This window comes from Pseudescherichia sp., from assembly GCF_032052675.1.
In the GTDB taxonomy this organism is placed as follows: Bacteria; Pseudomonadota; Gammaproteobacteria; order Enterobacterales; family Enterobacteriaceae; genus Pseudescherichia.
Genome location: NZ_DAMBWA010000005.1, coordinates 125,915 through 146,854, shown reverse-complemented (window position 1 = coordinate 146,854; position 20,940 = coordinate 125,915). Strand labels below are relative to the sequence as shown.

The 20,940-nt window shown below is 58.4% G+C and carries 20 protein-coding genes; 7 read left to right on the top strand and 13 right to left on the bottom strand.

The window, feature by feature from the left end; genetic code table 11:
• The first annotated feature begins 170 nt into the window (after window positions 1-170).
• Both nadE and cho read left to right on the top strand, forming a co-directional pair.
• Entirely contained in the window at window positions 171-998 is an 828-nt protein-coding gene (gene nadE, locus RTX96_RS09155; RefSeq protein WP_103821123.1) for an ammonia-dependent NAD(+) synthetase, read from the top strand.
• A gap of 85 nt (window positions 999-1,083) precedes the next feature.
• Entirely contained in the window at window positions 1,084-1,959 is an 876-nt protein-coding gene (gene cho, locus RTX96_RS09150) for an excinuclease Cho (protein ID WP_103821124.1), read from the top strand.
• Between the two features lie 48 nt (window positions 1,960-2,007).
• Here cho and ves read toward each other — a convergent pair whose 3' ends face one another.
• From ves to RTX96_RS09115, 7 genes are all read right to left on the bottom strand, one after another.
• Window positions 2,008-2,565: an environmental stress-induced protein Ves gene (gene ves, locus RTX96_RS09145; protein ID WP_103821125.1), complete on the bottom strand. Its 558-nt coding sequence runs from the start codon at window positions 2,563-2,565 to the stop codon at window positions 2,008-2,010.
• Window positions 2,566-2,766: 201 nt separating this feature from the next.
• A complete protein-coding gene (gene spy, locus RTX96_RS09140) occupies window positions 2,767-3,246 on the bottom strand; it encodes an ATP-independent periplasmic protein-refolding chaperone Spy (protein ID WP_103821126.1) in 480 nt (159 codons plus the stop codon).
• Window positions 3,247-3,527: 281 nt separating this feature from the next.
• The gene (astE, locus tag RTX96_RS09135; RefSeq protein ID WP_312670779.1) at window positions 3,528-4,496 is read right to left on the bottom strand and encodes a succinylglutamate desuccinylase; all 969 of its coding nucleotides are present in this window, start codon (window positions 4,494-4,496) and stop codon (window positions 3,528-3,530) included.
• A 10-nt stretch (window positions 4,497-4,506) separates the two neighbouring features.
• Entirely contained in the window at window positions 4,507-5,832 is a 1,326-nt protein-coding gene (gene astB / locus RTX96_RS09130) for an N-succinylarginine dihydrolase (protein ID WP_312269674.1), read from the bottom strand.
• Window positions 5,829-7,307 (bottom strand): succinylglutamate-semialdehyde dehydrogenase, encoded by a 1,479-nt coding sequence (astD, locus tag RTX96_RS09125; protein WP_312670778.1) that lies wholly within the window; start codon window positions 7,305-7,307, stop codon window positions 5,829-5,831. The genes astB and astD overlap by 4 nt, the downstream gene beginning before the upstream one ends.
• Window positions 7,304-8,338: an arginine N-succinyltransferase gene (gene astA, locus RTX96_RS09120; RefSeq protein ID WP_312670777.1), complete on the bottom strand. Its 1,035-nt coding sequence runs from the start codon at window positions 8,336-8,338 to the stop codon at window positions 7,304-7,306. Before astA ends, astD begins: the two co-directional genes overlap by 4 nt.
• The gene (locus RTX96_RS09115) at window positions 8,335-9,555 is read right to left on the bottom strand and encodes an aspartate aminotransferase family protein (protein WP_312670776.1); all 1,221 of its coding nucleotides are present in this window, start codon (window positions 9,553-9,555) and stop codon (window positions 8,335-8,337) included. Before RTX96_RS09115 ends, astA begins: the two co-directional genes overlap by 4 nt.
• Before the next feature lie 410 nt (window positions 9,556-9,965).
• On the opposite strand from RTX96_RS09115, the gene xthA reads away from it, so the two are divergent.
• Window positions 9,966-10,772 carry an exodeoxyribonuclease III gene (gene xthA, locus RTX96_RS09110; protein WP_103821132.1) on the top strand — a complete coding sequence of 269 codons (807 nt, stop codon included), beginning with the start codon at window positions 9,966-9,968 and terminating at the stop codon, window positions 10,770-10,772.
• A gap of 98 nt (window positions 10,773-10,870) precedes the next feature.
• Here xthA and RTX96_RS09105 read toward each other — a convergent pair whose 3' ends face one another.
• Window positions 10,871-11,140, bottom strand: a complete 270-nt coding sequence (locus RTX96_RS09105; RefSeq protein WP_103821133.1) for a YnjH family protein — start codon at window positions 11,138-11,140, stop codon at window positions 10,871-10,873.
• A 229-nt stretch (window positions 11,141-11,369) separates the two neighbouring features.
• On the opposite strand from RTX96_RS09105, the gene gdhA reads away from it, so the two are divergent.
• Window positions 11,370-12,713 (top strand): NADP-specific glutamate dehydrogenase, encoded by a 1,344-nt coding sequence (gene gdhA / locus RTX96_RS09100; protein WP_312670775.1) that lies wholly within the window; start codon window positions 11,370-11,372, stop codon window positions 12,711-12,713.
• On the opposite strand, the gene RTX96_RS09095 is transcribed toward gdhA, so the two are convergent.
• Genes RTX96_RS09095 through RTX96_RS09085 form a run of 3 tightly spaced genes read right to left on the bottom strand, consistent with a single transcriptional unit; the run spans window position 12,710 to window position 16,281 of the window.
• The gene (locus tag RTX96_RS09095; RefSeq protein WP_312670774.1) at window positions 12,710-14,644 is read right to left on the bottom strand and encodes a DNA topoisomerase III; all 1,935 of its coding nucleotides are present in this window, start codon (window positions 14,642-14,644) and stop codon (window positions 12,710-12,712) included. The two genes, gdhA and RTX96_RS09095, sit on opposite strands and share 4 nt — an antisense overlap.
• A gap of 3 nt (window positions 14,645-14,647) precedes the next feature.
• Window positions 14,648-15,691 (bottom strand): selenide, water dikinase SelD, encoded by a 1,044-nt coding sequence (selD, locus tag RTX96_RS09090; RefSeq protein ID WP_103821136.1) that lies wholly within the window; start codon window positions 15,689-15,691, stop codon window positions 14,648-14,650.
• Window positions 15,692-15,729: 38 nt separating this feature from the next.
• Window positions 15,730-16,281, bottom strand: a complete 552-nt coding sequence (locus RTX96_RS09085; RefSeq protein WP_312670773.1) for an NAD(P)H nitroreductase — start codon at window positions 16,279-16,281, stop codon at window positions 15,730-15,732.
• A gap of 163 nt (window positions 16,282-16,444) precedes the next feature.
• Between RTX96_RS09085 and sppA the strand changes: the two genes are divergently transcribed.
• The 3 genes from sppA to pncA are packed head-to-tail and all read left to right on the top strand — an operon-like array spanning window position 16,445 to window position 20,022.
• Window positions 16,445-18,298 carry a signal peptide peptidase SppA gene (sppA, locus tag RTX96_RS09080; protein WP_312670772.1) on the top strand — a complete coding sequence of 618 codons (1,854 nt, stop codon included), beginning with the start codon at window positions 16,445-16,447 and terminating at the stop codon, window positions 18,296-18,298.
• A gap of 55 nt (window positions 18,299-18,353) precedes the next feature.
• Window positions 18,354-19,370, top strand: a complete 1,017-nt coding sequence (ansA, locus tag RTX96_RS09075) for an asparaginase (RefSeq protein ID WP_103821139.1) — start codon at window positions 18,354-18,356, stop codon at window positions 19,368-19,370.
• 10 nt (window positions 19,371-19,380) lie between these two features.
• The gene (pncA, locus tag RTX96_RS09070; protein ID WP_312670771.1) at window positions 19,381-20,022 is read left to right on the top strand and encodes a bifunctional nicotinamidase/pyrazinamidase; all 642 of its coding nucleotides are present in this window, start codon (window positions 19,381-19,383) and stop codon (window positions 20,020-20,022) included.
• Window positions 20,023-20,108: 86 nt separating this feature from the next.
• Here pncA and RTX96_RS09065 read toward each other — a convergent pair whose 3' ends face one another.
• Both RTX96_RS09065 and msrB read right to left on the bottom strand, forming a co-directional pair.
• Complete coding sequence (locus RTX96_RS09065) at window positions 20,109-20,381, bottom strand: YeaC family protein (protein ID WP_103821141.1); 273 nt, start codon at window positions 20,379-20,381, stop codon at window positions 20,109-20,111.
• 41 nt (window positions 20,382-20,422) lie between these two features.
• Window positions 20,423-20,836: a peptide-methionine (R)-S-oxide reductase MsrB gene (gene msrB, locus RTX96_RS09060; protein ID WP_103821142.1), complete on the bottom strand. Its 414-nt coding sequence runs from the start codon at window positions 20,834-20,836 to the stop codon at window positions 20,423-20,425.
• Window positions 20,837-20,940 lie beyond the last annotated feature (104 nt).

Sequence of the window (20,940 nt, the reverse complement as noted above, 5' to 3'; positions counted from 1 at the left end):
CGGCATGGTATAACTTTCGGAAAATTCTAATAAAACTGTTATAAGCTACTAAACCGCCGTAAATTACGGCACTCAGCGGCGACAGCCTTGTCGTTTGCGTGCCAACGGGTTAGCTTTATTAGAGAGCGATATTGCCACTGGCCCGGCTGGCCACTAACGGAGGATGTTTAATGACTCTGCAACATGAAATTATTGAAGCGCTTGGCGTCAAGCCAACGGTAAATGCGGAAGAAGAAGTTCGCCGCAGTGTAGATTTTCTCAAAGCCTATCTTAAAGCGCACCCGTTTTTAAAAACCCTGGTGCTGGGCATCAGCGGCGGCCAGGATTCGACCCTCGCTGGCAAGCTTAGCCAGATGGCGATCGGTGAGCTGCGTCAGGAGACAGGCAACGAAGCGCTGCAGTTTATCGCCGTGCGCCTGCCCTACGGCGTGCAGTTTGACGAGCAGGATTGCCAGGACGCTATCAACTTCATTAAGCCCGATCGCGTCTTGACCGTTAATATTAAATCTGCCGTGCTGGCCAGTGAGCAGGCCCTGCGCGAAGCGGGTATTGAGCTAAGCGATTTTGTGCGCGGCAACGAGAAAGCGCGTGAACGTATGAAGGCCCAGTACAGCATTGCTGGCATGACCGGGGGTGTCGTAGTAGGTACCGACCATGCCGCCGAGGCGGTAACCGGGTTTTACACCAAGTACGGCGATGGCGGTACGGATATCAACCCGCTGTTCCGCCTTAACAAACGGCAGGGTAAACAGCTGCTGGCACATCTGGGCTGCCCGGAGCATCTCTACAAAAAAGCGCCGACGGCGGATCTGGAGGACGATCGCCCCTCTCTGCCGGATGAAGCCGCGCTGGGTGTCACCTATGAAAACATTGATGATTATCTGGAAGGCAAAACGCTGGATGAAGGCACCGCCCGCATTATTGAGGGCTGGTATCTGAAAACCGAGCACAAGCGCCGCCCGCCGATCACCGTTTTTGACGACTTCTGGAAAAAATAAATTCCTCAGGCGGCGCAAGCCGCCTCTTTTTTCACCACTCATTGCCTGCTACACTGGATAAGTAACCAGTATCAGGAGTTTATCTGTGGTGAGGCGTCAATCGGCCCCGCGTCTGGATTTTGAAGCGGCGGCTATCTATGAGTATCCCGAACATCTGCGGCCGTGGCTTGAGGCTTTACCTAAGCATCCCGGCGTCTACTTCTTTCATGGCGAAAGTGAAGCGATGCCGCTCTATATCGGCAAGAGCATCAATATTCGCAGCCGCGTGCTCTCCCATCTGCGCACCGCGGATGAGGCCGCCATGCTGCGCCAGTCGCGGCGCATCACCTGGGTGCGTACCGCCGGTGAAATTGGCGCGCTGTTGCTGGAGGCACAGCTGATTAAGGAGCAGCAGCCGCTGTTCAACAAACGGCTGCGGCGTAATCGCCAGCTCTGCTCTCTGCTGCTGGAGGGTGAAAAACCGCAGGTCGTCTATGCCCGTGAAGTCGACTTCTCGGCACAGCCGGGGCTGTATGGTCTGTTCGCCAACCGCCGGGCAGCGTTGCAAACGCTGCAAAGCATCGCCGACGAGCAAAAGCTCTGCTACGGTCTGCTGGGGCTGGAGTCGTTGACCCGAGGCCGCGGCTGTTTTCGCTCAGCGCTTAACCGCTGCGCGGGCGCGTGCTGCGGCAAGGAGAGCGTAGAGGCGCATAATCAACGACTGATTGACGCGCTTGAGCGTACGCGGCTGGTGTGCTGGCCGTGGCGCGGCCCGGTAGCGCTCAAAGAGAGCAGCGGCGAGATGACGCAGTACCACATTATCCACAACTGGCTGTGGCTAGGCTCGGTGGATTCGCTTGACGAGGCGGCCAGCCTGCCGCGTCCCCAGGCAAGCTTCGATCAGGACGGATATAAGATCCTATGTAAGCCGCTGATTACCGGTCAGCACGATATTACCGAACTGCCCTGGCCGACGGAGTAAACGTTGCCCGCCTGCGGTGTCGCCAGCCGCAGGCGGGCAGTTACGGCATTAGTGGCCCGGCAGCCAGGTGATTTCGCTGAACAGCAGCTGGCCTTCTGACTTCAGTAGCCGCAGCGTATGATGCCCCTCCTGCCACCAGGCGCCCTGATCGGCAGTGAGCAGCTTATCTCCCAGCTGCCACGCCCCGCTCAGGACAAACACCACCCCGCCCCGTGAAGCAAAAGTTGTGAAGGTGCGATCGGCAACGCGCACCTTCGCCTGACAGCGATCCCGGCGAGTCATAATATTAAAATCCATCGACATCTGACCGTCAGAGAGCTGCGCCTTTACCAGCTGTTCGCCAGCGAAGGTAAAGGGCTGGAGTCGCTTAAGCGTATGGTTAAATGCGCTGCCGCCATCAAGCGTGACCTCTCCCCCCTCAATCAAGGTAATTACCCGGTCTACGCCGGTAAACTGCGGAAAACCGCCGTTGCTGGCAAGCGAAGCAATACTGGCGCGCCAGTCAAAATCACGGGTTGCTGCCGGGAAGCAGCAAATTTCACGGGTCTCCCCTGCGCCATTTCGCCATAAGTTGACCGGCATTTTACGAATATCAAAGTATTCCATCATCACCCTCAATGACACGCACGCGCGTCCGCGCAACGGTTAAGGCCGTCACGCTTTTTTGTTATCGATTGCTGTTCGCCATGAGCATACCGTTTCGTTAGCGGCTAACAAAGAGGGGATCAAAGAAAAAACCGCCGGGCCTGCCCACAGCCCGATGGGGGGATGTGGACAAGACCGGCGGTCTTAAGAAAGTGTGCCGAATTACTCAGCAGGTTCAGGCATTTTACCTTCTGGCGCTTTACGTTCTGTCAGACGCTTCTCAAAATTGGCATTAAACTGCTTTTTCTGTTCCGGCGTCAGGATGTTATAAATTTTGTTCTGGGTTTCCATATGGGCCAGCATACGGGCTTTGTTCTGCTCGGCCATTTTATCAATCTGCGCTTCCGCTTTCGCCTTGTCGAAGGTGTCGCTGGCGATAATGTTATGGGCGGCGCGGCGCTCATCCACTGATGGACGCTTCATCTGGTCACGCTGGCTCTTCATGATCTCACGGATCTGCTGTTTCTGCGCGTCGGTCAGGTTGAGGTCTTTAAACATCATATCGTGATGCGGACCCATTTTGCCTTTATGGTGCATTGCTGCGCCGTTGTCCGGTGCGGCTGTGGTTTCGGCAGCGTGAGCCATGTTAGCAGCGCCGAACGCCAGGGTAGAGGCAACAAACAGAGCGGTTAATTTACGCATAGTCTTTATCCTTCTTTCAGTTATTCTTACGGCACGTTGCCGTGTTGACGAGATTAACTTTACGACCTTTTTCGTCAATTAATCAGTGCAACGGTAAAACAGTGAAAGTATAAAAAACACTTTCTGCGCAATTATGAAGATAATAAGGAAAAAAGATGGAGAGGTGTAGCGAAAATATTCAAAGCGATGATTTTGAAGGCAATATGGAGGAGCATACTCCTCCATCGATTATTAATAAAGCAGTTTTGTAAGAAAAATCTGTAATACCCTCAACCGCTTTTCTATTTCATCTCCACAAGCATTAAACCTGCCCGCAGGCCAGGGGCAACGTTTGGATTTGGAAATAATACGTACTCTGTCTCATGTTGGACTACATAGCGCTTCTCCCCCTCTTCTGCCAGCAGAGTTCCCGCGCTAAATGGCGTGAAGTTAAGCGTCTGGGCAGACATACAGAGATGGAAGCTCTCTCCGTGACGCGTAATCTGCTGCGCAACGCGGTAGCGCAGCACGGGTTTATGCTGGCTTGTCCAGGGAGTATCGCTTAGCAATGCCGCCAGGGCACTCTGGGTCACCGCGAACTGGCTAAGATCGTTCTCGCCAAAGGGAAGTGCTTTCCCCAGCTCCAGCGTGCAGGCCAGCGCGTTGAATCGTTCGCAGCTAAAGTGGGTAAAGGTGCCACCCGGTGATTGGTGAAAGACCAGCGCCTCCAGCCCCGCATCGCCTAACCATTGCAGGAATGATTCATTCCACGGCGTTGTACGGGCGGGTAAAACACCGAAGCGCAGGTGATGCGAGCCGCGTATCGCGGTATGCAGATCGAGATGCCAGCGCGTCTCTGTCGCGCCGTCGGTAAAGAAGCGGTCCAGCGCCTGCTCAAGCTGCGCTGCTCGCTCGGTCTCCAGGCTGGGGGGATAACCCTGCCAGCGCTCGCCAAACAGGCGATTGAGATCGGCATGCAGATAGCGCTGATGGGTACGCAGCGCTTCAGGATTGCCCAGCACCACCAGCACACGCCAGCATAGCGTCAGCGAGCCGTCAAATAGCGCCTTTAATAGCCTATCGACTATCTCAACCGGGGCGGTCTCATTGCCGTGGATCCCCGTTGAGAGCACAAGGGCACGCTCTACAGGCTGATGCGGCATAAGCTCCAGCACACCTTCAGCGTGCCAGCGCCAACTAAACGTGACAGTGTCACCATGTGGCTTATCAGGATGGGCTCCAGCCAACGTTAAAGCGAGAAAATCTTGCATAGCGTCTCCGTTAACGCTGGAAAGGATAGACCGAGCCAAGATCCAGCAGCTGCGACAGCTGGTCTAACGCCTCCCGCCCCTCCCGCAGCAACTGTGGATCGGCAAGATCGGCCTGGGTCAAACGATCGCGGTAGTAGCGATCCACCCACTCATTGAGTCGATTAAAGAGCGCATCGTTCATTATCACCGCCGGGTTAACCGCCTGCCGCTCCGCCTCCGTCAGCACCACGCGCAGGCGCAGGCAGGCCGGACCGCCGCCGTTAGCCATGCTCTCCCGCAGATCGAACACTTTTAGCTCGCGGATCGGATTATCCTCTGCCAGAAGACCGTTGAGATAGCGCCAGACGCCTGTGTGCTCCTGTGACTCCTGGGGCACCACCAGCACCATCGAGCCATCTTCCCGGCTCAGCAGCTGGCTGTTAAACAGGTAGGTTGCTACGGCATCCTTCACCGATACCGCCTCCTCCGGCACCTGAATCGCCTGAAAGCCTGGCACGCGCTCCGCCAGATGACTCAGCAGCCCGCACTGCTTAACAAAGGCTCGCTCATGGCAGAACAGCAGCTGGCGATTGCTTACCGCTATCACATCGTTGTGGAATACCCCTTCGTCAATGACCGTAGGGTTCTGCTGGGCGAACATGACCCGATCCGGATGGACCTGATTTAGCCGCACTACCGCCTGGCTTGCCTCCAGGGTCTGACGAGCAGGATAGCGTTCGGGTGCAGCGTGGCCGTGCTCCTCGCGTCCGTAGATAAAGAGTTGAAGACCCGGCTCACCATACTCCCCGCCAAGACGATTGTGGTTTGCCGCGCCTTCGTCGCCAAAGCGCGCTACCTGCGGCAGCGCCGAATGCACGGAGAAACGAGCCTCGTCACGGAAAATAGCCCGCAGCAGCGCCTCGGTGGTCGGCGCTTCGCTTGAACGATGAAATTTGTTGTTGAGGTTAGCAACGGTGAGATGCACCCGGCCATCCAGCGCGTCGGCGGAGGGGCAGACTGTCGCAGCGTTGGCGACCCACATGGATGAGGCCGAGCTGGCTGCCGAGAGCAGCTCCGGCGTCTGTGCTGCCGCTTTGCCAACCACCTGCTCATCGCTACCGCTGAACCCCAACTGACGCAGCACCGCCACGTTGGGCCGCTCCTGGGGCGGGATCACCGCCTGGGGGAAGCCCGCGTCGCTTAGTGCCTTCATCTTCAGCAGGCCCTGCTTCGCTGCCAGTTTTGGGTTGGAAACCTGATTACGGTGCCTGGTCGACGCTTCGTTACCAAAAGAGAGTCCGGCATAGTGATGGGTCAGCCCCACCAGGCCGTCAAAGTTTACCTCGTGCGCCTTCATGCTCCCTCCTCCGGTGTAAAGTGCAGCCCCGGGCTGAGCGTCTCCGGCAGCGTCAAACTGGGAGACTCCAGGCTCGCCATTGGCCACGCGCAGTAGTCGGCGGCGTACCAGGCGCTGGGACGATGGTTACCCGACGCCCCGATGCCGCCAAAGGGGGCCGTGCTTGCCGCGCCGGTCAGAGGTTTGTTCCAGTTAACGATCCCGGCCCGCGCCGCCAGCAGCAGAGCATCAAACTTCTCGCGATCCGCCGAGACCAGGCCGCAGGCCAGCCCGTAGCGGGTGGCGTTGGCCAGCGTAATCGCCTCTTCCCAGCTATCGTAGCGCCAGACCCCCAGCAGCGGGCCGAATACCTCCTCGTCCGGCACGTTCGCCACACCGGTGAGATCGATGATACCCGGCGTGAGCAGCGAGGTTGCGGCCTTAAGGCGCTTCGGCGCCAGTAGGGTTCTGCCGCCGCGCGCCTCATGGGCCTGCCATGCCTGATAAACCTGCTCAGCGGCATGCTCAGAGATCAGCCCGCCGATAAACGGCTGTGGCTCGGCGTTCCAGCTACCGGGCACGATGCGACCTGCAACCTCCACTAGCCTGGCGAGAAAAGCATCGCCTTCCGCGCCGCGCTTCACCAGCAGGCGACGGGCGCAGGTACAGCGCTGACCGGCGGTAATAAACGCCGATTGAATCGTCAGGTGCACGGCGGCATCACGATCCGCCACGTCATCCACGATCAGGGGATTGTTTCCCCCCATCTCAAGGGCGAGGATCTTCTCTGGCTGTCCGGCAAGCTGGCGATGCAGCTGGTAACCGGTGCTGGCGCTGCCGGTGAAGAGCAGGCCATCAAGATCCGGCAGGCTGCTAAGGGCCTGACCCGTTTCACGTCCGCCCTGTACCAGATTGAGCACGCCAGCAGGCAGGCCAGCCTGCTCCCAGAGCTTCACCACCGCCTCGCCGCTGTGCGGCGTCAGCTCGCTGGGCTTGAACACCAGCGTATTACCTGCCAGCAGGGCCGGAATAATGTGGCCATTAGGAAGATGCCCCGGGAAGTTATAGGGGCCGAAAACGGCCAGCACGCCGTGGGGACGATGGCGCAGGGTTGCCGCGCCGTCCGCCATTGCCGTCTGCTGCTCGCCGGTCCGCACATGCCAGGCCTTTATCGAGATGGCAGCCTTGTTAATCATGGCGGTAACTTCCGTTGCCGCTTCCCAGCGCGGCTTGCCTGTCTCCCGGGCAATGATCTCCGTCAGCGCGCTTTTATTCTCCTCCAGCAGCGCGGCAAATTTTTCCACTACGCCCTGGCGGGCAGCAAAAGGCTGCGACGCCCAGCCGGGAAAGGCGGTGCGGGCAGCCCGGCATGCCTGGGCAACTTGCTCGGCATCTGCATCTTCTCCTTGCCAGAGCAGATCGCTATTCACCGGATCGCGCTTCTCACGCCGGACGCCCTGACCGGTCACCCAGTCACCGTTAATCCATAAGCTCATACTGTTTTCTCCTCGGCACAGAGGCGTACCAGGCGAACCGTGTCGCCCGGGTGGCATTTCAGGGTGTCCAGCTGGGCGGCGCTCAGCACCAGCCGTTCGGTATCCGGGTTAGCGGCTACCAGCATGACGCGAAACTGCTGGTACTGCTCGTTAGCCACCATGCAGAGCGGCCACTCCCCTGGCGCGGGCTGCCCTTCGGCCACCTCTACCAGGCGGCTTTTGCGTATGGCGCGAACCCGGTCAATATCACACTCCAGCGTTGGACCGCCGTCGAAAATGTCGATGTAGTTCCGGTAGCGAAAACCCTCTTTCTCCAGCACCGCACGGGCCGGGGCAGTTTGCGGATGCACCTCTCCGATTACCGCCTGCGCCTCCGCCGACAGGAACTGGGTATAGATAGGATGCTTGGGCATCAGCTCGGCGATAAAAGCCTTTTGCCCGATGCCGCACAGGCGATCGGCACGGCTAAAGGACATCGAGAAGAACGTTTTCCCCAGGCTATCCCAGAAAGGCGAGTAGCCATCCTCGCTGATCACGCCGCGCATCTCGGCGACGACCTTTTCGTTAAAGCGATCGCGAAACGCCGCCATAAACATAAACCGCGATTTAGAGAGCAGGTAGCCGTTACCCGCCTTACGCCAGTCGGGATCGAGAAACAGGGTGCACAGCTCGCTGCTACCGGTATGGTCATTACTTAAAAACAGCGTAGGCAAGGCGTTGTAGACGTTAAGCTCTTTGGAGGCATGCACCAGGGTGCCGACCCGATAGTTGTACCAGGGATCGTTCAGCCCGACGGCAACCTCAATAGCGCAGACTCCGGCCACCGTGCCGCTGTCTGTATCCTCCAGCACAAACAGATAGCCCTGTTCGCTTTTGGGCAGCTCGCCCTGCCAGGTCTGTCGTGCCCTGGTGATACGCGCCGCAAGCGTGGCCTCGTCGGCGGGGAGCGAAGTGAGCCCGCCCCCGGTTTTTCCCGCCAGCCGCATCAGGGCGGGCAGATCGCTGTGCTCAATCGGACGGATCACCATCATGTTGCGTACCCCGCAAGAAATCGTTCGCAGGCGTGGGAGAAGCGTTCTATGCCGATGCGGATCTCCTCGTCGCTGATATTTAGCGCCGGGGCGAAGCGCACCACGTTGCCTCCGGCGATCAGCACCATCGCGCCCTCCTCGGCAGCAAGCTGGGCGATCTGTTTGGCTTTCCCACTCCAGGCGGCGTTCAGCTCGCAGCCAATCAGCAGGCCGACGCCTCTGATCTCTTTAAACAGGGCCAAACGGGCATTGATTCCCTGTAGCTGCTCGACAAATGCCTGCTGGCGCTGCTTCACACCATCAAGGAAAGCGCTGTTATTGACGTTATCCAGCAGCGCCCCCGCCACGGCAGCGGCCAGCGGATTACCGCCGTAGGTTGTCCCGTGCGTGCCGACGGTCATCACGCTGGCGAATGCCTCTCGCGTCAGCATCGCGCCAATCGGAAAACCACCGCCCAACGCTTTGGCGGTGGTCAGCACGTCCGGCGTGATGCCGTAGTGCATATAGGCATAGAGCTCGCCGGTACGCCCCACTCCCGTCTGCACCTCATCAAAGATCAGCAGCGCGTTATGGCGATCGCACAGCTCACGCAGCGCCTGTAGAAATTCGGGCTTCGCTGGCACTACGCCGCCTTCGCCCTGAATGGGTTCAACAATCACCGCGCAGGTAGCATCGGTAATCAGCGCCTGAGCAGAGGCAATATCGTTAAACACCGCGTGGTGGATATCTGGCGGCAGCGGGGCAAAATCCTGCGAGTAGGTAGGCTGGCCTCCGGCGCTGACGGTAAACAGCGTCCGGCCATGAAAGGCATTTTTAAAGGCGACAATGCCGCTCTTCTGCGCGCCATAGCGGTCGTGCGCATATTTGCGCGCCAGCTTAAGCGCTGCCTCGTTGGCTTCCGCGCCGGAGTTACAGAAGAAGACCCGATCGGCAAAAGTGGCATCGATAAGTCGTTTTGCCAGCCGCAGCGCTGGCTCGTTGGTGTAGCCGTTGCCGGTATGCCAGAACTTGCCCGCCTGTTCGCTCAGGGCGCGGCACAGGCCCGGGTGAGCATGGCCCAGCGCGTTAACGGCAATGCCGCCAGCGAAGTCGATATACTCTTTCCCCTGCTGATCCCACAGGCGGGAACCCTCACCACGAACCGGAATAAAAGGTGCAGGCGCATACACCGGCAGCATCCACTCATCAAAACTCTCACGCGTAACTGACAGAGACATAGCAACCTCATCAGGTAAATGAAACGTTGTTAATATGTTAATTATTGTGAACATTGGCCCTGTGAATGTAGATTGCACGCATCGTGCCAGCCAGCGATAAAAATGCATAACGTCGGAGCGGAAACGAAATATCAATGAGTTACAGCAGAACGCTATTCAATAAAACTGCATAAAAAGTGAATAATATTATTAAAAAGGCCGATGGCGAGGTGTGAGAGCAGCAGATTTATGCAGGGATAAAATTTAATTCTGGAAGTGTGATCGCAAGCGAAACTTACCGCCGTTTAGCGCTCTATTGCGGTGCAGACTGCCCTTTTATAGGGCGTGATGCATATTACTAATCCAGAGCGGATACGCTGCGTTTTTTCTGTTAACATCTGGGCTTACTTATTGGCTATGTGGCAGAAAATATGAAATTTGTTTCTTTTAATATCAACGGGCTGCGCGCGCGCCCCCATCAGCTGGCGGCAATCGTAGAGAAACACCAGCCGGACGTGATTGGCCTGCAGGAGACAAAGGTTCACGACGATATGTTCCCGCTCGAAGAGGTGGCGAAGCTGGGCTACAACGTCTTTTATCACGGCCAGAAAGGGCATTACGGCGTGGCGCTGCTGACTAAAGAGACACCGGTCTCAGTGCGTCGCGGCTTTCCCGGTGACGACGGCGAGGCGCAGCGCCGGATCATCATGGCAGAGATCCCTTCTACGCTCGGCAATATTACAGTGATCAACGGCTATTTCCCGCAGGGCGAAAGCCGCGACCATCCGACAAAATTCCCGGCGAAAGAGAAGTTTTATGCCGATCTGCAGAGCTATCTGGATAACGAGCTGAAGAAGGATAGCCCGGTACTAATCATGGGCGACATGAATATTAGCCCCACGGATCTCGATATCGGCATCGGCGAAGAGAGCCGTAAGCGCTGGCTGCGCGGCGGCAAGTGCTCGTTCCTGCCGGAAGAGCGTGAGTGGCTGGGCCGCCTGCTGGAGTGGGGGCTGGTGGATACCTTCCGCCACGCGAACCCGGAAACGCAGGATCGCTACTCCTGGTTCGACTACCGCTCAAAAGGGTTTGATGACAACCGTGGGCTGCGTATCGATCTGCTGCTCGCCAGCCAGTCGCTGGCAAGCCGTTGCCAGGAGACCGGCATCGATTACGATATCCGCAGCATGGAGAAGCCCTCCGACCATGCGCCGGTATGGGCCAGCTTTACGCTCTGATCCGGTTAGATAACGCCGGGCGGCGGATACGCCTTGCCCGGCCTACGGAGCTTGCCACATGTAGGCCCGTGCAGGCGGCCGCCGGGCATTAAACACACTTATTCCCGTACTCGCCGCCACACCAGCGGGTTAGTGCTGAGCGTACGTTCGTCGCGCTGGCACTGCAGTAGTACCCCCTCTGCCTTGATCACCGCGCCTTCCGAGTAGTTCTGATCCTGATAGATACAGCACAGATTACAGGGCTGCGGACGCTGTCCGCCCGCGCTAAAGACCTCTGGCGGAACGTTCACCTCCACGTCCGGGCGGATAGGGTCAGCCTGCGCCCCAGCGGATAAAAGTCCAAGCAGTGCAATCACGTAACGGTTCATCGATGATGCTTCCTTTTTTAGTTCTGACGATCACTATAACGGTAAACCGGGCTGGTTCCTTTAATTTATCTACTCATCGTTTTTAGTTATGACTTTGGCTCACTTATAAATTTCCCTTTGCGGGTCAACTTTTCGCTTGCCTGGCAAAGTGGTACGGGTGGTATAGTCGAAAACAGCGCTAAAACGCTCACACAACGCACATAATTTATTATAAGAGGAACTTATCTCTATGGATCAAGCACGCTCTCTGGAATCATTTCTTACCCATGTTCAACAGCGCGACCCGCATCAGAGCGAGTTTGCGCAGGCCGTTCGCGAGGTGATGACCACGCTCTGGCCATTTCTTGAAGCAAATCCGCACTATCGTCAAATGTCGCTGCTTGAGCGGCTGGTAGAGCCGGAGAGGGTGATCCAGTTTCGCGTGGTGTGGGTAGATGATAAGAATCAGGTGCAGGTCAACCGCGCCTGGCGCGTGCAGTTTAACTCTGCTATCGGCCCATTTAAGGGCGGCATGCGCTTCCAACCTTCGGTAAACCTGTCGATCCTTAAGTTCCTTGGCTTTGAGCAGACCTTTAAAAACGCCCTCACCACCCTGCCGATGGGCGGGGGGAAAGGCGGCAGCGACTTCGATCCCAAGGGCAAAAGCGAAGGTGAAGTGATGCGTTTCTGCCAGGCGCTGATAACCGAGCTGTATCGCCATCTGGGGCCTGACACCGACGTTCCCGCAGGAGATATCGGCGTCGGCGGCCGCGAGGTGGGCTTTATGGCGGGGATGATGAAAAAGCTCTCCAACAGCAGCGCCTGCGTCTTTACCGGCAAGGGACTCTCTTTCGGCGGCAGCCTGATCCGCCCCGAAGCGACCGGCTACGGCCTGGTCTACTTCACTGACGCGATGCTCAAGCGTCACGGCCTGAGCTTTGAAGGGATGCGTGTGGCGGTCTCTGGCTCCGGTAACGTGGCGCAGTACGCTATCGAAAAAGCCATGCAGTTTGGCGCTCGCGTTATCACCGCCTCCGATTCCGGCGGCACCGTGGTAGATGAAGCTGGTTTTACGGTTGAGAAGCTGGCGCGCCTGTGCGAAATCAAAGCCAGCCGCGATGGCCGTCTCGCCGACTACGCCCGCGAGTTTGGCCTGGTCTGGCTGGAAGGCAAGCAGCCGTGGTCCGTGCCGGTGGATATCGCTCTGCCGTGCGCGACCCAGAACGAGCTGGGCGAGGAAGCAGCCCGTCAGCTGATCGCCAACGGCGTGAAGGCGGTGGCGGAAGGCGCGAATATGCCCACTACCATCGAAGCTACCGATCTGTTCCTTGAGGCGGGGGTGCTGTTTGCGCCAGGCAAAGCGGCCAACGCGGGCGGGGTCGCCACTTCCGGTCTGGAGATGGCGCAGAACGCCGCGCGCCTGGGCTGGAAAGCAGAGAAAGTCGATGCACGCCTGCACCACATCATGTTGGATATTCACCACGCCTGCGTGGAGTACGGCGGCGAAGGTAAACAGACCCACTACGTGCGCGGGGCAAACATTGCCGGGTTCGTGAAGGTGGCCGACGCGATGATCGGCCAGGGTGTAATTTAAGTTTCGGCTTGCCCGGTGGCGCTACGCTTACCGGGCCTACGGCGAGTGAATTTCTTCTTATCGCCGCCGCCCGGCGCAACAATCCCTTTAAACTGGCGAACCGGCGTACTGCGCGCCTGATCGATCAGCTGATAGAGCGTGCCCACCAGCGGCTGCATAAAGTCCTGATAGCGGCACTGTTTCTCGCTGATCTGCGTCAGGACTGACTCCCAGTGGGCGGTCATATCCGGCCTTGCGGCCATCTCCGGCAGAGAGTGGATCAGCGCCCGTCCCGCGTCGGTAGAGAGAATGCTCCGCCCTTTCTTGTGCAGGAACCCACGTTTAAAGAGCAGCTCGATAATCCCTGCACGAGTCGCTTCTGTGCCCAGACCGTCGGTGGCGCGGAGGATCTTCTTGAGATCTTTATCCTGCACGAAGCGCGCAATCCCGGTCATGGCCGAAAGCAGCGTGGCATCGGTAAAAGGCCGCGGCGGCTGCGTCTGGCGCTCAACCACCTCCCCCTTCTCACACAGCAGCTCATCGCCCTTCGCCACCACCGGCAGCGGCGTGCCGTCGTTCTCTTCGTCCCGCTCTTTGCTGCCGAGCAGGGTCCGCCACCCGGCCTGGGCCAGAAAACGCGCCTTCGCCAGGAACTTGCCGTTGGCGATATCCAGCTCGATCTCGCACTTGCGGAACATCGCATCCGGGCAGAACTGCATCAGATACTGACGGGCAATCAGGCCATAGACCTTCGCTTCATTCTCATGAAGGTTCACCGTGCTGCTGCGCGCCGTGGGAATAATGGCGTGGTGGGCGTCGACCTTTTTATCGTCCCAGCAGCGGTTACGCCGATCTGCGTCGATCGCCGGCTGCGGCAGCAGGTCCGGGGCGTGCACGCCAATGGCCTTCATCACCGAATGGCGTCCGGCAAAGTGCTCCTCTGGCAGATAGCGGCTGTCAGAGCGCGGATAGGTGATCAGCTTATGGGTCTCATAGAGCTTCTGGCAGATATCCAGCACGTTTTGCGCGCTCAGCCCGAAGCGCTTTGCCGCCTCAATCTGCAATGAAGAGAGCGAGAACGGCAGCGGCGCGGGCTCCGACTCCTGCTTGTCGTTATAGCGGGTAACGTGGGCTGGCTGACCGGAGATCCGTTTGACCACGTGCTCCGCCAGGGTCCGGTTGAGCAGACGCCCCTCCTCATCCTGATGCGGCTCGCAGGCCTCGCTCGGCTGCCAAAGGGCGGTAAAGCGCTCATCCTTCGGCGTAACGATATGCGCTTTGACCTCAAAGAAATCTTTAGCGACAAAGTTCTCAATCTCTTCATCGCGGCGCACCACCAGCCCCAGCACCGGGGTCTGGACGCGCCCCACCGAGAGCACCCCCTGGTAGCCCGCGTTGCGCCCCAGCAGCGTCCAGGCGCGGGTCATATTGATACCATAGAGCCAGTCGGCCCTTGCCCGCGCCAGCGCCGAGACGCAGAGCGGAATAAACTCGCTGTTGGCGCGCAGGCGACCAATGGCTCGCTCTACCGCCTGCGGGTTGAGATCGTTAATCAAACAGCGCTGGACGCGCTGGCGCTTCTCCGCTGGGAGCTGGAGGTAGTCAAGCACCTCATCCACCAGCAGCTGGCCTTCGCGATCCGGGTCACCAGCATGAACAATCTCGCTGGCCTCGCCGAGCAGACGCTTGATCACGTTGATCTGTTTGGTGACCGAGGCGCGCGGCTGCAGCTGCCACTTCTCGGGCACGATAGGCAGATCCGCCAGGCTCCAGCGGGCGTAACGGCTATCATAGACGTCCGGCTGCGCCTGCTCGAGCAGATGGCCGATGCACCAGGTCACCACCTGACCATTGCCACACTCGATGTAGCCGTCGCCCTTGCGATGGGGCTTAGGCAGCACGTCGGCAATGGCGCGACCCAGGCTGGGTTTCTCGGCAATAAACAACCGCATTGCTTAAATAATCTCAATCATTGGGCGACCCGCCCGGGCCGTCACCAGCTCGCCGATGGCGCTGAGGGTGATATCAAACTCGGCGGCGGTGGCTTTCACCTCCGCTTCCGCCTCCGGCGAGACCGCCAGCAGCAGGCCGCCGGAGGTTTGCGGATCGCAGAGCAGATCCCGCCACGCCTGCGGCATAGGCCCCATCAGGTGACCGTAGCTGGCAAAGTTGCGCTGCGTACCGCCGGGTACCGCGCCCTGCGCAATGTACTCTTCTACGCCAGGCAGCTTGGGCACCGCCTCATAGCGTACCTGCGCCTGCACGCCCGCCCCCTGGCACACCTCGCTCAGATGACCGAGCAGGCCAAAGCCGGTGACGTCGGTCATGGCTTTCACCCCTGGGATGTTCGCAAAGGCGGCACCAGCAATATTCATCTGGCACATCACGTCCCGCGCCAGCCCCTGATGCTCTGGTTGCAGCAGCGATTTTTTCTCGGCGGTAGTGAGGACGCCAATCCCCAGCGGTTTGGTCAGAAATAGCTTGCACCCCGCCTCGGCGGTGCTGTTTCTCTTCACTCGCGCGGTCGGCACAATGCCGGTAACGGCCAGACCGAAGATAGGTTCCGGTGCGTCGATGGAGTGCCCCCCTGCCAGCGCAATTCCCGCCTGCTGGCAGGCAAAGCGCCCACCCTCGATCACCTCCCGGGCGATCTCCGGCGACAGCGTGGCGATCGGCCAGCCGAGGATCGCGATCGCCATGATCGGTTTACCACCCATCGCATAGATGTCGCTGATGGCGTTGGTCGCGGCGATACGGCCAAAGTCGTAGGGATTATCCACGATGGGCATAAAGAAATCGGTGGTGCTGATGACGCTCGTTCCGTTGCCGAGATCGTACACCGCCGCGTCATCCCGCGTCTCATTGCCGACCAGCAGATTAGGATCGACAAATTTCGCCTGCTCGCTATGCAGAATGGTCTCCAGCACCTTTGGCGAAATTTTGCACCCGCAACCTGCACCGTGGCTGTACTGTGTTAAACGAATAGCCTGCTCGCTCATGGACATCTCCTGTCAATTCGATCCCATTATGGTAGCGCTTAGAAATAGCGGACGAAAGGGGATGTATCCGGGATGCTCACCGTGGTAGCAGCCTTCAGCTGCGGCGTGCCGAGGTAGAGGAAGCCCACAATCTGATCCTGCTCGCGGCACGCCAGCGCTTCGCGCACTACCGGGCTGTCGGTTAGCGGCCCGCTGCGCCAGATGCCGTTAAAGCCCTGCGCCTGCGCCGCCATCTGCATCGCCATTACCGCGCAGCCTGCGGAGAGAAGCTGCTCCCAGCGCGGCACCTTCGGGTGGGCTTCACAGTGCGCAACTACCGCAATAATCAGCGGCGCACGAAACGGCGCGCTGCGGGCCTTATCGATATCCTTCTCTTCCTGCCCGGCCTCGGTGGCTGCGCGCGCCAGCAGCTGGCTAAAACGCTCGCGCCCTTCCCCTTCTACGATGAAAAAGCGCCACGGTTGCAGCGTACCGTGGTCCGGTGCACGCATACCCGCGCGCAGGATGTTCTCAAGAATTTCCCCTGCCGGCGCGGGTTCAGCCAGCCGGGAGGCGCTGCGACGGTTAACGAGCAGTTCTAGTGCGTCCATTAGTTAACTCCTGTCATCAAATTTGGGCATAAAATTAACATGCGCGGGAACTTTGTTACAGCGCCGACGGTGATTCCTGCTGACAAGAGGCCGTCGTGTAATTAGGATAACCGCACATTCCCGCACGGGGTGCGGTGGTTGTTAATCAGGTTAGGGAGAAGACATGCGAACCCTTTGGCGTATTATTGCCGGATTCTTTAAATGGACGTGGCGAGCGCTCAACTTTATGCGTGAGCTGGTGTTCAATATTTTTTTCATCTTGTTGATTCTGGTAGGCGTCGGCATCTGGATGCAGCTGAGCTCTGGCACGGCTGAGCATACCAGTCGGGGTGCATTACTTCTTGATATTACCGGCGTGGTGGTAGATAAACCTTCCAGCAGCAGCAAGCTGAGCGCGCTGGGCCGCCAGCTGTTTGGCGCCAGCTCTGACCGTCTGCAGGAGAACTCCCTGTTTGATATCGTGGAGACTATTCGCCAGGCGCAGGCCGATCGCAATATTACGGGTATTGTCCTCGATCTGAAAAACTTTGCCGGGGCCGATCAGCCCTCAATGCAGTATATCGGCAAGGCGCTGAAGGCGTTCCGCGACAGCGGCAAACCGGTCTATGCCGTCGGGGATAACTACAGCCAGGGGCAGTACTACCTTGCCAGCTTTGCCAATAAGGTGTGGCTCTCGCCGCAGGGCATGGTAGATCTGCACGGCTTTGCCACTAACGGCCTCTACTACAAATCGCTACTCGACAAGCTGAAGGTCTCGACCCACGTCTTCCGTGTGGGTACCTATAAATCTGCCGTTGAGCCGTTTATCCGTGACGATATGTCCCCCGCCGCGCGCGAGGCTGACAGCCGCTGGATTGGCGAACTCTGGCAGAACTACCTGGGTACGATTGCCGCCAACCGCCAGATCACCCCGCAGCAGCTCTTCCCAGGCGCCCAGGGCGTGCTGGATGGCTTACGCAAAGTGGGTGGCGACACCGCTAAATACGCGCTGGACAACAAGCTGGTTGATACGCTGGGCAGCAGCGCCGATGCTGAAAAAGCGTTAGTAAAACAGTTTGGCTGGAGCGATGAGGATAAAAACTATCGCGCGATTAGCATGTATGACTATCCACTGAAAAAACCGAGTGAAGTGGGCAGCAGCGTGGCGGTGATCTTTGCCAACGGCGCGATCATGGACGGGGAAGAGTCGGCCGGCAACGTGGGGGGTGACACCACCGCCGCGCAGATCCGTGACGCGCGCATCGACCCCAATGTTAAAGCCATCGTGCTGCGGGTTAACAGCCCTGGCGGCAGCGTCACCGCTTCAGAGGTGATCCGTGCCGAACTGGCCGCAGCGAAGGCGGCGGGCAAGCCGGTGGTAGTCTCGATGGGCGGTATGGCGGCATCGGGGGGCTACTGGATCTCCACCCCGGCCAACTACATTGTGGCTAACCCCAGCACGCTCACCGGCTCCATCGGTATCTTCGGGGTGATTAACACCGTCGAGAAGAGCCTTAATGAACTGGGCGTGCATACGGACGGTGTGGCCACCTCCCCGCTGGCAGATGTGTCGGTCACTAAAGCTCTGCCGCCGCAGGTGCAGGAGATGATGCAGTTGAGCATCGAGAACGGCTATCAGCGCTTTATCTCTCTTGTGGCTCAGGCGCGTAAATCGACGCCGGAACAGGTCGATAAGATTGCTCAGGGTCACGTCTGGACCGGCGAGGATGCGAAAAACAACGGTCTGGTGGATGCGCTGGGTGATTTCGACGATGCCGTGGCAAAAGCTGCCGAGCTGGCGAAGCTGAAGCAGTGGCATATCGAGTACTACCAGGACGAGCCGACCTTCCTGGCTCGCATGATGGACGGTTTCTCCGGTGAGATCCGCGCCATGCTGCCGCAGGCCTTGCAGGCTTACCTGCCCGCCCCGCTGGCAGCGGCGGCGGATACGGTCAAAACCGAGACTGACAAGCTGGCGGTATTTAACGATCCGCAAAGCCGCTACGCGTTTTGCCTGACCTGCGCCAACATCCGATAATACATCTCCCCCCGTTAACGGGGGGATTTTCTTTGCAGTAGAAGAACAGACAACCATGCAAAAAAAATCAATTTACGTCGCCTATACCGGCGGGACCATTGGCATGCAGCGTTCGGAACAGGGATACATTCCGGTCTCTGGCCATCTGCAACGCCAGCTGGCGCTGATGCCCGAGTTTCATCGTCCAGAGATGCCAGACTTTACTATCCACGAATATGATCCGCTGATGGATTCGTCGGATATGACCCCCGAAGACTGGCAGCACATCGCAGACGATATCAAAGCTAACTACGATCGCTACGATGGCTTTGTGATCCTGCACGGCACCGATACAATGGCCTTTACCGCCTCGGCGCTGTCGTTCATGCTGGAGAACCTTGGCAAACCGGTAATAGTGACAGGGTCACAAATACCCCTCGCGGAATTGCGCTCTGACGGGCAGATTAACCTGCTCAACGCCCTCTATGTCGCGGCTAACTATCCGATTAACGAAGTGACGCTGTTCTTCAACAACCGTCTGTTTCGCGGTAACCGTACCACAAAAGCCCACGCGGACGGCTTTAACGCCTTCGACTCCCCGAACCTGCAACCGCTGCTGGAAGCGGGCATCCATATCCGTCGCCTCGGCAACCCCGGCGCGCCGCGCTGCAACGGTGAGCTAATTGTTCACCGCATTACCCCGCAGCCGATCGGCGTGGTGACGATCTATCCAGGCATCTCCGCCGACGTGGTGCGCAACTTCCTGCGCCAGCCGGTAAAGGCGCTGATCCTGCGCTCCTATGGCGTAGGCAACGCGCCACAGAATGGCGAGTTTCTGCGCGAGCTGGAGGCAGCCAGCGCGCGTGGCATTGTGGTGGTTAATCTCACCCAGTGTATGTCTGGCAAGGTGAACATGGGCGGCTACGCCACCGGCAACGCACTGGCCCATGCGGGTGTCATCGGCGGCGCGGACATGACGGTTGAGGCGACGTTGACTAAGCTACACTGGCTGCTAAGCCAGGATCTGGACGCCGAGGCCATTCGCCAGGCGATGACCCAGAACCTGCGCGGCGAGCTAACCCCGGACGAATAAGGAGCTTGTCATGACACAACGCGCACTCTTGCTGGTGGATATACAGAACGATTTTTGTGCCGGTGGGGCGCTGGCGGTCCCGGAGGGCGACAGCGTAGTTGACGTAGCTAATGCGCTGATCGACTGGTGTAAAGTGCGTGGCGATGCGGTAGTAGCCAGTCAGGATTGGCACCCGGCCGATCATGGCAGCTTTGCCAGCCAGCACGCTGTAGAGCCCTATACCCAGGGAACGCTGGATGGGCTTCCGCAAACCTTCTGGCCCGATCACTGCGTTCAGGGAAGCGAGGGTGCCGAGCTGCATCCCCTGCTTCAGCAAAAAGCCATTGACGAGGTCTTTCACAAAGGTGAAAACCGGACCATTGACAGCTACAGCGCCTTTTTTGACAACGGCCATAAGCAGAAGACCGGGCTGGATGCCTGGCTGCGCATGCGCGGTATCACCGAGCTTATCGTGCTGGGTCTGGCGACGGACTACTGCGTGAAATTTACCGTGCTGGATGCGCTACAGCTGGGCTATCAGGTCAACGTGATAACCGACGGCTGCCGGGGAGTGAATATTGGTAAGCAGGACAGCGCTCAGGCGTTTATGGAGATGGCGTCCGAAGGGGCAACGCTCTATACGCTGGCAGATTGGGTAGAGACCCACGCCTGATTAATGCCCGGTGGCGCTACGCTTACCGGGCCTACATGGGTGTGTAGGCCGGGCAAACGCAGTGCCGCCCGGCGTTTACCAATGCATTACTTGAACGTCGCGATCGGTTTGGGCGCGATGCCAAACTCCTCTTTCAGCTGCTGCTTGCTCTTCATCACCATCTGGCCGTTGGTATCGATGGTCATATGCTGCGCCTCGGTATTGTGACGTGCCTGCCAGAGCATCACCAGCTGCAGGCTGTTCTCTTTCTGCTCCGGCGTTAGCGCCACGCCATCGGGCCATTTCCCGGTCTCAACTGCCGTCGCCAGCCGCTGATAAACTTCCGGCGTCATGCTTGCCACAAGCTCATTAATTTCCATCGTTCACCCGCTTTGGTGGAATAATTTGCTGAATCGATTCTCTAGCCCTTAATCTGCTCGCCGTCAGCCTCATCGTTGAAGCTCAACGAGGCCGAATTGACACAGAAACGCTCCCCGGTCGGCTGTGGGCCATCCGGGAAAACATGGCCTAAATGGGCGTCACAATTGCCGCAGCGGATCTCAATTCGCTGCATGCCATGTGAGTAATCGTTAAGATACCGGATAGCATTTTCACTGACCGGCTCGTAGAAGCTTGGCCAGCCGCAGCCGGAGTCATATTTGCTCTGAGAGTTAAACAGGGCAGCATCGCACACCAGGCAGTGATAGACGCCTTCGCGCTTGTTATGCAACAGCTTACCGCTGAACGGCGGCTCTGTGCCGTGGTTTTGCGTCACATAAAACTGCATTTCAGTAAGGCTTTTTTTCAGGTCATCCTGAGAGGAGTGATTAGCCATATGCTTGCTTCTCGCTATAGGGTCATTTACATCTTTTGTGTGATTCTAACAAAACATTAACAGTGGCGTCCTGACTTTTGTTCTAAACTTAGGCGGTGCGAAAA

Excerpts from the sequence above, each read along its gene's own strand:
- astA (WP_312670777.1), bottom strand. The coding sequence starts at position 8,338 with ATGATGGTGATCCGTCCGATTGAGCACAGCGATCTGCCCGCCCTGATG.
- astE (WP_312670779.1), bottom strand. The coding sequence starts at position 4,496 with ATGCAAGATTTTCTCGCTTTAACGTTGGCTGGAGCCCATCCTGATAAG.
- ansA (WP_103821139.1), top strand. The coding sequence starts at position 18,354 with ATGCAAAAAAAATCAATTTACGTCGCCTATACCGGCGGGACCATTGGC.
- RTX96_RS09115 (WP_312670776.1), bottom strand. The coding sequence starts at position 9,555 with ATGTCTCTGTCAGTTACGCGTGAGAGTTTTGATGAGTGGATGCTGCCG.
- RTX96_RS09085 (WP_312670773.1), bottom strand. The coding sequence starts at position 16,281 with ATGGACGCACTAGAACTGCTCGTTAACCGTCGCAGCGCCTCCCGGCTG.
- gdhA (WP_312670775.1), top strand. The coding sequence starts at position 11,370 with ATGGATCAAGCACGCTCTCTGGAATCATTTCTTACCCATGTTCAACAG.
- nadE (WP_103821123.1), top strand. The coding sequence starts at position 171 with ATGACTCTGCAACATGAAATTATTGAAGCGCTTGGCGTCAAGCCAACG.
- xthA (WP_103821132.1), top strand. The coding sequence starts at position 9,966 with ATGAAATTTGTTTCTTTTAATATCAACGGGCTGCGCGCGCGCCCCCAT.
- astD (WP_312670778.1), bottom strand. The coding sequence starts at position 7,307 with ATGAGCTTATGGATTAACGGTGACTGGGTGACCGGTCAGGGCGTCCGG.
- sppA (WP_312670772.1), top strand. The coding sequence starts at position 16,445 with ATGCGAACCCTTTGGCGTATTATTGCCGGATTCTTTAAATGGACGTGG.
- RTX96_RS09065 (WP_103821141.1), bottom strand. The coding sequence starts at position 20,381 with ATGGAAATTAATGAGCTTGTGGCAAGCATGACGCCGGAAGTTTATCAG.
- astB (WP_312269674.1), bottom strand. The coding sequence starts at position 5,832 with ATGAAGGCGCACGAGGTAAACTTTGACGGCCTGGTGGGGCTGACCCAT.
- RTX96_RS09105 (WP_103821133.1), bottom strand. The coding sequence starts at position 11,140 with ATGAACCGTTACGTGATTGCACTGCTTGGACTTTTATCCGCTGGGGCG.
- RTX96_RS09095 (WP_312670774.1), bottom strand. The coding sequence starts at position 14,644 with ATGCGGTTGTTTATTGCCGAGAAACCCAGCCTGGGTCGCGCCATTGCC.
- spy (WP_103821126.1), bottom strand. The coding sequence starts at position 3,246 with ATGCGTAAATTAACCGCTCTGTTTGTTGCCTCTACCCTGGCGTTCGGC.
- pncA (WP_312670771.1), top strand. The coding sequence starts at position 19,381 with ATGACACAACGCGCACTCTTGCTGGTGGATATACAGAACGATTTTTGT.
- msrB (WP_103821142.1), bottom strand. The coding sequence starts at position 20,836 with ATGGCTAATCACTCCTCTCAGGATGACCTGAAAAAAAGCCTTACTGAA.
- selD (WP_103821136.1), bottom strand. The coding sequence starts at position 15,691 with ATGAGCGAGCAGGCTATTCGTTTAACACAGTACAGCCACGGTGCAGGT.
- ves (WP_103821125.1), bottom strand. The coding sequence starts at position 2,565 with ATGGAATACTTTGATATTCGTAAAATGCCGGTCAACTTATGGCGAAAT.